Origin of the sequence: Paenibacillus sp. 2TAB26 (genome assembly GCF_052115145.1) — a bacterium.
Classification (GTDB): Bacteria; Bacillota; Bacilli; order Paenibacillales; family Paenibacillaceae; genus Pristimantibacillus.
In genome coordinates, this window is the sequence record NZ_JBFRGC010000002.1 from 213170 (window position 1) to 225233 (window position 12064).

Annotated in this window: 11 protein-coding genes; 7 read left to right on the forward strand and 4 right to left on the reverse strand. The window is 45.5% G+C overall.

Translation table 11 applies throughout. The features are described from left to right. Nucleotides 1-52: 52 nt before the first annotated feature. The 7 genes from AB4Z50_RS02360 to AB4Z50_RS02390 are packed head-to-tail and all read left to right on the forward strand — an operon-like array spanning nt 53 to nt 8015. Nucleotides 53-1603, forward strand: a complete 1551-nt coding sequence (locus AB4Z50_RS02360) for a phytoene desaturase family protein (RefSeq protein WP_441875212.1) — start codon at nt 53-55, stop codon at nt 1601-1603. Further along, complete coding sequence (locus AB4Z50_RS02365; RefSeq protein WP_441875215.1) at nt 1594-3036, forward strand: phytoene desaturase family protein; 1443 nt, start codon at nt 1594-1596, stop codon at nt 3034-3036. The genes AB4Z50_RS02360 and AB4Z50_RS02365 overlap by 10 nt, the downstream gene beginning before the upstream one ends. Nucleotides 3037-3040: 4 nt before the next feature. Next, nucleotides 3041-3916 (forward strand): phytoene/squalene synthase family protein, encoded by an 876-nt coding sequence (locus AB4Z50_RS02370; protein WP_441875218.1) that lies wholly within the window; start codon nt 3041-3043, stop codon nt 3914-3916. Further along, on the forward strand, nt 3913-4635 hold the full coding sequence (locus AB4Z50_RS02375; RefSeq protein ID WP_441875221.1) for a carotenoid biosynthesis protein: 723 nt from the start codon (nt 3913-3915) through the stop codon (nt 4633-4635). The genes AB4Z50_RS02370 and AB4Z50_RS02375 overlap by 4 nt, the downstream gene beginning before the upstream one ends. Further along, entirely contained in the window at nt 4604-5359 is a 756-nt protein-coding gene (locus AB4Z50_RS02380; RefSeq protein WP_441875224.1) for a lysophospholipid acyltransferase family protein, read from the forward strand. The genes AB4Z50_RS02375 and AB4Z50_RS02380 overlap by 32 nt, the downstream gene beginning before the upstream one ends. Next, complete coding sequence (locus AB4Z50_RS02385) at nt 5314-6549, forward strand: glycosyltransferase (protein ID WP_441875227.1); 1236 nt, start codon at nt 5314-5316, stop codon at nt 6547-6549. The genes AB4Z50_RS02380 and AB4Z50_RS02385 overlap by 46 nt, the downstream gene beginning before the upstream one ends. Beyond that, nucleotides 6546-8015 (forward strand): phytoene desaturase family protein, encoded by a 1470-nt coding sequence (locus AB4Z50_RS02390; protein ID WP_441875230.1) that lies wholly within the window; start codon nt 6546-6548, stop codon nt 8013-8015. Before AB4Z50_RS02385 ends, AB4Z50_RS02390 begins: the two co-directional genes overlap by 4 nt. Before the next feature lie 62 nt (nt 8016-8077). On the opposite strand, the gene cydS is transcribed toward AB4Z50_RS02390, so the two are convergent. The 4 genes from cydS to AB4Z50_RS02410 form a co-directional block, all read right to left on the reverse strand. Then, nucleotides 8078-8164 carry a cytochrome bd oxidase small subunit CydS gene (gene cydS / locus AB4Z50_RS02395; protein ID WP_441875572.1) on the reverse strand — a complete coding sequence of 29 codons (87 nt, stop codon included), beginning with the start codon at nt 8162-8164 and terminating at the stop codon, nt 8078-8080. 47 nt (nt 8165-8211) lie between these two features. Continuing rightward, nucleotides 8212-9225, reverse strand: coding sequence for a cytochrome d ubiquinol oxidase subunit II (locus tag AB4Z50_RS02400; RefSeq protein WP_441875233.1), 1014 nt, complete (start codon nt 9223-9225; stop codon nt 8212-8214). Next, nucleotides 9222-10574 carry a cytochrome ubiquinol oxidase subunit I gene (locus AB4Z50_RS02405; protein ID WP_441875236.1) on the reverse strand — a complete coding sequence of 451 codons (1353 nt, stop codon included), beginning with the start codon at nt 10572-10574 and terminating at the stop codon, nt 9222-9224. Before AB4Z50_RS02405 ends, AB4Z50_RS02400 begins: the two co-directional genes overlap by 4 nt. 382 nt (nt 10575-10956) lie before the next feature. Continuing rightward, on the reverse strand, nt 10957-12054 hold the full coding sequence (locus AB4Z50_RS02410) for a GerAB/ArcD/ProY family transporter (RefSeq protein ID WP_441875239.1): 1098 nt from the start codon (nt 12052-12054) through the stop codon (nt 10957-10959). Between the last annotated feature and the right edge of the window lie 10 nt (nt 12055-12064).

The window sequence follows — 12064 nt, forward strand, 5'->3', positions numbered from 1 at the left end:
GTTTGTATAATGTTTGTATAGTTAATTTGTTTTTTTGGAAAGGGGAATTGGTATGGATAAGGGAATCGTGGCCGTTATTGGAGCAGGACCTGGCGGTTTAGCAGCTGCCATGGAGCTGGCTGGCCGAGGTTACCGAGTTACCGTTTATGAGAAGCAGCCCTATATAGGTGGGAGAACCTCCAGGCTTCAGCTGGGTGAGTATTTTTTTGATCGAGGACCTACGTTTTTCATGATGCCACACCTGCTTGAAGAAATGTTTCAATCTGTAAATCGCTCTTTGTACGACTATGTTGAGCTCATAGCGCTTGATCCGCTATATAGGCTGCAATTCGGCGATGTTACATTTTCACCGACACGGGACGAGAAGCAGATGGTTGAGAGGATCGAGGCGCTATTTCCCGGCAACGGTAAAGGTTATCTTCAGTTTATGAAAGAGGAGGGGGAGAAATATAACAAGGTTTCCCCGCTGCTGCAGCGGCCTTTCAGCAAGATAAGCGACTATATTTCTCGAGATGTGTTTCAAGCGCTGCCGCGGCTGAATGCGGTAGGAAGTGTGTATGACAGACTTTCACGTTATTTTACAGATGAAAGGCTGAAATATGCGTTTACTTTCCAAGCAAAATATTTAGGCATGTCGCCATGGGAATGCCCTGGAACATTTACAATACTTGCTTATTTGGAACATAAATTTGGCCTTTTTCATCCCGTTGGAGGCGTTAACCGCGTCTGCGAGGCAATGGCTGAAGTGATTCGCGAGTACGATGGCGAGATTGTTACCTCCTGCGGTGTCCAAAGAGTGCTGAGCCGGAGCGGAAAAGCAGTAGGTCTGCTTTTGGAAAATGGTGAAAAAATAGAAGCGGATCATATCATCATCAATGCTGATTTTGCAACCGCTATGAACCACTTGTTTGAACCGGGTGAGCTTAAGAAATACAGTCCGGCAAAGCTTGCCAAGAAGAAATATTCTTGCTCTACTTATATGCTCTACCTCGGAGTAAATCGTGAAATACATATGCCGCACCATAACATTTTATTTGCCAACAACTATCGCCAAAACGTACATGAAATCATGACAAAAAAGATGCTGTCTACAGACGCATCTATTTATATACATAATCCTGGGCTTAACGATCCAACGCTGGCTCCTCAAGGGAAAACCGCTTTATACGCGCTTATGCCGGTACCGAATCTGACAGCGAATGTCAGTTGGGAGGAGCAGAGGACACTCGTTAGAGAAAAGATGATCGAGCGTATGGAGCAGGAGCCAGAGCTAGCAGGCTTCTCGGCTGACATCGAAGAGGAAGCCATCATTACACCATTAGATTGGCGAAATGATCATCATGTCTATGAAGGAGCAACGTTTAATCTTGCACATTCACTGGATCAAATGATGAAGCTTCGTCCACATAACCGCTTCGAAGAGCTCGCTAATTGTTGGCTTGTAGGGGGAGGAACTCACCCTGGCAGCGGCTTGCCGACGATCTTCGAATCAGCGCGCATTAGTACCCGTCTACTTATGGCGCAGGATGATAGTGAACGTATAAGGGTTGGCGGATCTTCAGCAGTCATCCACTCACAGAAGGAGGCCTTTCGGTGGGAGTAGCTTTTGTCGGTGGTGGAATAGGCAGTTTAACAGCAGCTCTGCTGCTTAGCAAGCAAGGCAAGCAGGTTACTATTTATGAAAGAGGCCCCCGGCTTGGCGGTAGATTAGCTTTTCAGGAAGGCGGAGGCTATCGGATCGATCAAGGCCCTACAATTGTGCTGTTGCCTGAAATGCTGCTTAGTATTTTGGAGGAAGCTGGAATCGAGCGATCACGCATACCGCTCCTCGAATGCGATCCGCTTTACCGTATTCATTATGCAGACGGCACCGTATTTCACAAATGGCGGAATCAGCAGCGCCAGATCGAAGAGCTTGAGCGAATGTTTCCAGAGGAAGTCGATGGTTTTCGGCGTTATATGGCGGACATGGAAGTGGCTTTTAAACAAGGAAAGGAAGCTTTTCTGGAACGTCCATTTTTGCGAAAACGAGAGTTTTATACTTTTCGAAACCTAACGTTATTAACGAAGCTTAAAGCCTACAAAAGCGTGCGTTCCTTTGCAGGACGATATTTCCGAAGTGAGAAGCTGCTTGATGCGTTCTCTCTACAAACCTTATACATAGGTGGCGCTCCTTTTCAATCTCCCGGATTGTATACGTTATTGCCCTTCGCTGAACATGCTTATGGCATTTGGTATGTAAAAGGAGGTTATGCCGGAATCGTTTCCATCTTGGAAGAGGAGCTGCGGAGTAGAGGGGTTCAAATCAAGACAGAAACTCAGATTGAGCAATTGTTACTTGAGAATGGACGCTGCATTGGCGTGATAGACGAAGGCGGCAGGGAAACGCTGCATGATACGATTGTATATAACGGTGATTTTCCGCATCTAGCCTCATTGATGCCAAAGAACACTGTTCCAATGAAAGCCTATAAGCCGTCTTCAGGAACAATCTTGATCTATTTAGGCCTAAACAAACAGTGGGAGCAAGCTTCCGTTCACCAGTTTTTTTTACCTGACAATTTACAAAGTGGATTAAAACAAATTTTTCAAAACAATCAGCTTCCGCGAGATCCATCCTTTTACATATTTTATCCGTCAGCTATGGATATGGAAGCAGCACCTCCAGGTGAGAGCGTCATGTATATGCTGATTCCCGCTCCGCCACACGGTTCTGTAGCGTGGGAGGATGAAGTGCCCGCGTTAGTCGAGCATGTAATTGATGAGGCTGAGAAGAGGGGCTTTCCCGGCTTGAGAGCTGCGATTCAATGGAAGGAAGTAAGGACGCCGCAGGACGCGGAGTCGGATGGACTCTATCATGGGGGCAGCTTCGGCATCGCGCCAACTTTTGGACAGTCGGCAGTGTTCCGTCCTCAAATCGTGCCATATCCGATAAAAGGTTTGTATGCTGTAGGGGCATCGGTGCATCCTGGCGGTGGAATCCCGATTGTTATGCAAGGTGCCAGATTGCTAGCCAACTATTTGTTAAAGGAGTGACCTCATGGAACCCACTGTCTGTTTGGCGCAATGTGAAGCGATGATTCAGAAAGGATCATCATCGTTCTATAAAGCTTTTCGTTATTTGCCTAGCCCAAGGCGCGAAGCCGTTTACGTTATTTATGCTTTCTGCCGCATGATAGACGATGCAGTAGATGAGCCGCAACGTTCTCCCTATACCATTGATGAGCTAGAACAACATTTTAACCGTTTGGATCAGGCAGCGGATCATTTCATATGGGCTTCTTTACGGTGGCTGTTTGATACTTTTCCACTCAGCAAAAAACCGTTTTTCAGACAAATGGAGGGCCAGCGCCGGGATTTATCTTTCACCCACTATGAGACGATGGAGCAGTTGGAGGACTACTGCTACTTGGTTGCTGGAACTGTTGGGGAGATGCTTCTGCCAGTCTTGCATGATCAGCCAGATATTCAAGTAATAGAAGCAGGAATATGGCTTGGCAAAGCCATGCAAATTGTAAACATTGTTCGCGACGTTGGCGAAGATCAGCGCAGAGGGCGTCGTTACCTGCCGCTTGAGCTGCTCGCTCGTCATCGCTATACCGAAAGCGACTTCGAAATGGGCGTTGTCGACGAACGATTTCAACATCTTGTTCAAGAGCTGGATACACTTTCACGCAGTTGGTTCGCACGAGGCTTGCGCGGGCTTGAAACGTATCCTGCCAGCAGCGCTTTTTCAGTTGAGCTGGCCGCAAGCTTCTATGCAGCGATTTTGGATGAAGTAAAGGCTGCCAACTACGAAGTCTATAAGAAGCGAGCTATCGTCAGCTCATTAAATAAATTAAAGCTTTATACGAATATAAAAATGAAATATATGCTCGTATCAGAGGTTAATGACAGCAATGCGGTATCGCTATGATCCGCTACTTATTTATTTTTTGGTATTGCATCGGGTTAATCCTCATGCTGACCATTGGCGTTCCAACGTGGCTTTCCTTTTCCAATGGTTTGTTTCTCGTGTTTTTTGCCCTGTATGCCATTCATATTGAAGGCATGATGGGCGAGGAGCGCCGTCGCAGCTGGAGTAGAATAATGCTCGTTGGGGTACTTACGTTTGCTGTAGAATGGCTTGGTGTGACGATGGGATGGCCGTTTGGAGACTACAAATACACATCTTTACTTGGCATCTCGCTTGGCGGAGTACCCCTCGCCATATTTTGTGCGTGGATTGGTGTCATTGTCACTGTGATGCGAATGACTGCCTTCTCGAATCGATGGACGCGTGCGCTTCATACCGGCTTATGGACGGTTGTTTTTGACCTCGTACTCGATCCAGTGGCTTTCGCTAGGCAGTTCTGGATTTGGCATGAGCCTGGTGATTTCTACGGGATACCGGCAGCAAACTTCATCAGTTGGTTCGTTATATCAGCAGCTATATCATTTCTGTTCCCTTTAAGAGAAGTATCGGCGAACGTTCGAATCCAGGCTGTAAGACTCACGCAAATGATGCTGTTTATGTTTGGTCTCTTAGGGGCCAAAGAAGGTTTAATGATGCCGTTCATCATCGCATTGGCAGCTATCGTTGTGGCGGAAGGAGCGGGAAGGATTGATCGCATCCGACTCAAGCAAGTGGTTTAAACGAATATTCGCGCAATACAATGAAAACTATTTGTTAAGACGACATTTTCACTCGTTTCAACTGAGCGGTGAGATCGATCCAGTTCCGCAAGGCCAGCCTGTGCTCTATCTTATGAATCATAGCTCTTGGTGGGATGGAATGGTTGTATATCATGCGATCGCAAACGCTTCAGCGCGTGAACACTATATGATGATGGATGAAGAACAAATGAAGCGGTATCGATTTTTTCGCAAAATAGGAGCTTTCTCGATTGATAAGAAGTCAAGCCGAGCGATCGTTGCTTCCCTTCGATATAGTGAGAGTTTATTAAATCAAGGTTATGGAGTATGGTTGTTTCCACAAGGAGATATCGAGCATCTAGAGCGTAGACCTTTAAGATTTCAAACCGGCGCTGGCTATTTATTGGAGCGCTGTCCGGGAACGATTGTTCAGCCCGTAACAGCATATTATTCGCTAGGACTTCATCAAAAGGCAGAAGTCAGTCTTCAATTCGGTAAACCTATCCACAGAGCATGGCAGCAGCTGGGACGTAAAACCATTACGACAATGCTTGAATCGGCTTTGGAGGATCAACTGAATGAACACCGCCTTGCAGTAATAGCAGCAGCTCGCGGGGAGCTAGCCGAGTATCGATCAATGCTGAAGGCGAAACGGTCAACGAACGAGGTTTTTGATGCTTGGATGAACGGGGTGACAAGGTGGAAATCTTTTTTTGGACGGTAGCTGCAGCCCTGATGCTGCAGCTATTATTTGTGTTATGGAACCTCTCGCAAATGCCTTCGTTGGGAGGCAGCGGTATAGGACGAGTTTGGCTGTCAGGAGGAGCTGAGTCCATTCAAGCTGATGCTCCAGATGTTCACGGAATTACACCTAGACCACGGCTGTCGGTTCTTATCCCGGCGCGTAATGAAGCGGATAACATTGCAGCATGTATACAATCGGTGCTGCTGGAGCCTTCCATATTTATTGAGGTGCTGGTGCTGGATGATCGTTCCACAGACGGAACAGCAGAAGCTGCGCGGCTCGCTGCAGCAGGCGACAGCCGTGTTCGCGTTTTGCCCGGTGATGTGCTGCCGTTCGGCTGGCTGGGCAAGTCGCACGCATGTCATCAGCTCGCCGAAGCGGCGCACGGCGAATGGTGGTTATTCCTCGACGCTGATGCGCGGCTTGAGCCGGGTGCGCTCGCGGATGCGCTTGACACCGCTTTAGCGCAAGGTCAAGGGCTCGTGACCGGTTTCCCTAAGCAGGAAACTGGAACATGGCTGGAGAAGCTCATCGTCCCGATGATGAGCTTCTCGATTGCTTGCCATCTGCCAATACGACTCGTTCGGCAATCGCCAGATCCAAAGTTCGTCGCCGCACACGGTGCTTTTCTGATGATTTCAGCAGAAAGCTACTGGGCGACAGGCGGCCATGCTGGCTTCAAAGGTCATCTCGTCGATGATATGCGGCTGGCTGGTGCTGTCAAAAAAGCCGGGCTTCCCGTCACTTTAGCCTACGTTTGCCCCCAAATTTCCATGCGTATGTATCAGAACGCTGCCGGGGTTTGGAACGGCTATAAGAAAAATATATTTGCAGGTATAGGTCGCAGCAGCTTATTGCTTGGAATTATGTTGTTTATGTACACCTTGCTTTATATACTGCCTCCGATAATGATGATCATTAGTTTAGCTGGGCTTCTCATGCATGCATATCCGGAAGGATGGCTTACAACTGTTTTATTGCCAAGCTCGCTCTGCTATCTACTAGGCATTTGTCTGAAGAGAATCATTGATAGGAAAAGTGGACAGCCCTGGTACTTATCCCTCTGTTTACCTGCAAGTATATTTCTGCTGTCAGCGATTGCCTTGGCCTCATGGCGGGCGAGCTTAAATGGCACTGGTTATGAATGGAAAGGGAGGAGGTATTCGTGAAGCGAGTCATTGTCATTGGCGGAGGTTTAGGCGGATTATCTGCAGCGATTCGATTGGCATATGCGGGTTATCACGTCACTGTGCTTGAACAACAGGCAGCACTCGGCGGAAAGCTTCAGCGCATTGAGCTTGGCGGTTATCGCTTCGACCGTGGACCAAGCACGATTACGATGCCTCATGTATTTCAGCATGTATTCGAGAGCGTTAGTCGAAGAATGGAGGACTACGTTACTTTTTATCCGCTGAACCCGGGCACGCGGAATCATTTTGCAGACGGAACGACGGTTGATTTATGCTCTGATTTCGTTCTAATGGAAGCGCAAATTGCTGCATATAGTCCAGAGGATGCGAAGCAGTATCACTCATTCATGAAAGAGGCTGCTGCGTTATATCAACAAGCTGATCAGCTATTCATGAATCGGCTGCTGCTGTCATGGAAGGATAAAGTTGACTTCCGACTGCTTGCGGGTTTGCTGCGGATTCGTCCATGGCTGACATTGGAACGGCTGCTTCGCCGTTACTTTAGGCATCCGCATACACTTGCACTCTTCGGACGGTATGCGACCTATGTTGGATCGGCTCCTCGGACGGCTCCGTCTATTTTTGCAATGCTTGCTCATTTGGAGCTGCAGTTAGGTATTTATGGAGTGAGAGGCGGCACCTACCAGATTGTGGAGGCATTCGGCCGCCTTGCTCAGGAGCTTGGTGTAACGATTCATACGTCCGAGAGTGTTCAACAGATTACATCAGTAAACGGTCGCATCACAGGTGTTGTTACGAGCAAAGCGGACTATAAAGCTGATATCATCATCGCAAATGGTGATGTGCTGGCTATTTGCAAAAACCTGCTGGAAGAATCAAAGCGACCAAGCATGAGCAATGCCAAAATCTCATCGTATGAGCCATCGTTATCAGGTTTTGTTTCCCTCATTGGCAGTAAGAAGACCTACAGCCAGCTGCTGCATCATACTGTGTTTTTCCCAGAACACTATGGCAGTGAGTTTGACGACATCTTCCAGCAAAGAAGAGCACCTCAGAACCCTGCAATTTACATTTGCCATTCAGGTTACTCAGAGGATGGGATGGCCCCTGCTGGAGGCAGCAACCTGTTTATCCTGACTAACGCTCCATACACTTCTCCGCTGTTGAACTGGGAGCAAGAAGCCGAATCGTATCAGAAAAACATTTTAACGAAACTTGAAGCATATGGCTTGTCTGGTTTAATTGATGATTCAGAGTTTTCAGCAGTCTACACTCCTGACCAAATGCAAAAGCAGACATCGGCATACCGCGGAGCTATATATGGCATTTCCTCCAATACAGCGCGGCAAACCTTTGCCAGACCCTCCAATCAAGCTGATCTAAAGGGTTTATGGTTTGTCGGAGGTACGACGCATCCAGGCGGGGGAACACCGATGGTAACCCTATCGGGGCAGCTTGTAGCAGAGGCTATACTTTCATCGTGAATATAGATCTTAATAAAAAAGCGTCCAATTCCAAAAGGAAAAAGACGCGTTTTTTAATGAGATTATTCCCTAGGCGAAGTTTGGCCTTTAGCACCCCATACAAATAGGAACACAACTGCAATGCCTATTATGAGAAGAGGGGCAATCATAATTAAAGTAATTTCCAATATCGTACACCTGCTTTCGTTTACGGTATTTATTTGCCTTTGACGTATTTAGTGTTAAATAAAAACAGACGCATCAGCAAGTATAGTGAAGGGATCAGAAGCAGCAAGCCGAGTACAAATGCTATGATTAGCGCAATAGCCATCGAGTCATTGGTGAAATTATCGTGTATGGTCAAATAGGGATACAGAATGTAAGGCAGATGAGCTGAGCCGTATCCATAAAAGGCGAATGCAAACTGCAAAATGACGAAGATAAACGATAATCCAAGTCGCTGGCGCTTCCACACCAAGTAAACAGCTAACATAAAAAAGAGAAAGGATAAAGCGAACATCCATGATCTATCCAGCATTTTCTCATAGTGCTCACGATTATGGTCATGGATGGCGAAGAAAACAAGAAGGCTGCTAAGTATTGTCGGTAAGCTCCATACGAGCGCGTATGTTCGAACGATCTTAAATGCAGGAGCATCGCCTGCTTTATGGGCATAGAAGCTTAAGAACATAGCCGATATGTACAGCACGCTTACAAGGGCGAGCAGAACAACGGACCAGGAATAGCTGCTTCTAAACAGTTCGTTAACGAGAAATACTACTTTTCCTTCGTCTGTAACCTTGATGTATCCTCCTTCTGAGATCGTTAGTACTGTTGATAAGGCAGCTGGAATAAGCAAGCCGCTAGCCCCGTACATGAGTGTATAGATTTTCCGACTTCGTGAGCCGTAATGATTAAAAGCATAATAAGCCCCTCGAATAGCTAGCAGCACAATGGCAATGCTTCCCGGTATAAGCAAGGCAGTTCCATAATAATAGGCGGTATCCGGAAAAAATCCGATAAACCCGACAAAAAAGAACACGAGAAAAACATTCGTGACCTCCCATACTGGGGACAAATACCGATCAATGATGGAATGGATCAGATGCCTCGTTCCAGTAATAGAGCTGTAATAGCTGAAAAAACCGGCGCCAAAATCAATAGAAGCGATAATGAGATAGCCAAACAGAAAAGTCCAAAGCACGGTAATACCAATGACTTCATAACTCATAATGGATCATGAGCCTCCTTCTCGTAGGCAGCTATTTCATCTTCAGCGTGATTATTTCGGAACATTTTTATTAGAACTCTTACAGAAGAAATGCCGAGCACAAGATAAAGCAGAGCAAATAGCAAAAGCATCAAATCGACATGATCGGATGTCGTTGCACCTTCCGCAGTACGCATAATGCCTCTTAAGATCCACGGCTGCCTGCCAACCTCTGAGAAAATCCAACCATGCTCAATGGTGAGTATCGCTACTGGAGCAGCAATAACAACGGCGCAAAGAAGCCAGCGGCGGTATGTATTCCCTTTTTTTCGAACCATTTCAATAATAAACAGAAGGGAGACCAGCACCATAAAGGCTACATAAGCCATCTTAATGTCAAAGAGGTAATGAATCCATAGAGGCGGATGCTCATCCTCAGGAAATTCATTTAATCCAGTAACCTCAGCAAACGGATTGCTGTGAGCGAGAATGCTTAGGCCAAACGGGATTTTTAGTCCGTATTTCACTTCATTGTCTTCGGTAAGGATACCTCCGAGTATAAGCGGCGCTTTGCCCATCGTTTCAAAATGCCACTCCGTTGCAGCCAGCTTCTCGGGTTGATATTTTGCAAGATATTTTCCCGACAAATCTCCGATAAGCGCTGTAGAAATCATAAAAACAAAGGCACAAACCATTGTGAGCTTTAAAGCTTTCTTATAGTAAATATGGTTTTTTCCTTTAAGCAGCGACCAAGCCGTAATGGCTGCGAGTATGAATGCGCAGGTTAAGTAAGCTGAAGAGAGCACATGTGCTACCTTAGTCGGCATGGCCGGGCTAAGCATTGCTGCAATAGGATTAACGTCCGCGATTTCACCATTAACTAAAGTAAATCCAACCGGGTAATTCATAAATGCGTTCACGATCGTAATGAAGAAAGCTGAAGCTGAAGAACCAATAACGACGGGAATCAACAGCCAAAAATGCGTCATCCTACTTTTAAAGCGATCCCAAGTGTAGAGGTAAATACCGAGAAAGATGGCTTCAAAAAAGAATGCAAAGGTTTCAAGGAAAAGAGGCAGGGAGATAGATTGTCCAGCAACTCTCATAAAGCTTGGCCATAGCAGACTTAGCTGCAGGCCAATAGCTGTTCCTGTCACGACGCCTACTGCAACGGTGATTACATAGCCACGAGCCCAGCGCCTTGCAAGCAGCAGGTAATGAAAGTCATTTCGTTTAATGCCGATCCATTCGGCTAGTGCTATCATCAGCGGGATGCCGACACCTATCGTGGCATAGATGATGTGGAAGCCAAGGGTGAGAGAGGTTAGTATACGACTGAATACAACGGGATCATAGCCGTTAAGCAGCATGGAATTCACTCCTTAGATGATTGATTCTTGTTTGAACTAGCTCATAAATTTTCGGATGATCGACAGCAGCATGAGCAGTGTCACAACCGCACATAACATAATTAATTTTTTTTCCTGTTGTTTTGGACGATTTTGTTTGTTTTCTTTCATGATTTCACTCGCTTTCAAACTATGTGATGTATTTCACAATGAATAAATGATTACAGCTTCCAATTGGGCTGAAATCAGTATGCCCTTTATGAAGTGAAAATAATATGACTCGATAGAGCTATATGGAGGGTGAAATGTAACGAATCGATGAACAATGCAGGAGTAGGGGAGTGTAATTAATAAAGGCCGTCCAATCATCTAAATGACTTGTTGGACAGCCTATTTTCAAACGTTAGTTTTTTAAAAACTGTTTTCGAAACGCATGAACGACTAATAAAATCAAAGGAAGAATGAGTCCGTATGTCGAGACATAAGGTATCCATGCTCCTTTGTTGAATTCAATTCCATGAAGGACATTAGGATGTAAAATGAGGGAAAATACGACCATGATCATCCCTAAAGGTAACGTAAGTGAGCGGTAGTCTTTTAAGTTCAACGTTTGTGCAAGACCGATTACAGCTGCGTAAAAATACAGTGATGTTCTAAAAAAAATCGTGACAAACCATATTCCAGCCATTATGGCTTCAATACGTATAAAATTTCCTGTGTTTATTTTTTTGGCTAGCGCAAAACTTGGATACATATGCCTTCCTGTTGTATCAGGACCGAGAACTAGAATAGCCAAAGCGATAATAATAATTAAAATGATTCCCCCTATAAATGTGCCTATCAAAAAAGCTTTTTGTGCTTTTTTAGGTTGATTCACTGAAACAGGGAAAATCATTAAAAAAACAACAGGGGAAAGAGAGAAAATACTTGTGAAGATTAAAGTAGAACGAATCATCGGTTTTATTCCAGTATCAAATACGGGTTGAATGTTGTGATTGTCGATTTGCGGCGAGATGAAAATGACTAATATGATAAATAATAAAACGAACCAAGGGAAAAAAAACTCCGCTGTCCGAGCTAGATTTTCAAGACCAAGACGAACTCCCATGATGACTATGCAAGCAAAAAGAATATGAATAGCTTGCGCTGGTGTGTCGGCCATGATCTGTGTAGTTATAAAATCCGCCATATAATACAAAAGATCTGCCGCTGTAATGAATGCAAAAAAAACAAAGGTAATAGAAACGGCCTTTCCCAGCCAGCGTCCGAGAAGCTTCTCATTTTTTTCAACTAGGGTCATTTCTGGATAAATATTCCCTACGGCATTGTACAATAATACGAGTAACATCCCTAATCCCACACCGAGAACAGCCGCGATCCAAGCGTCTTGTTTGACGATTTCAGCTAATGTTGATGGAATAATTAAGACAGCAGTACCAACGGAATACAATATGACTAACACAGTAAATTGACGCACATTTATTTTGATGTCTCTTACCATTTTTGGCCTC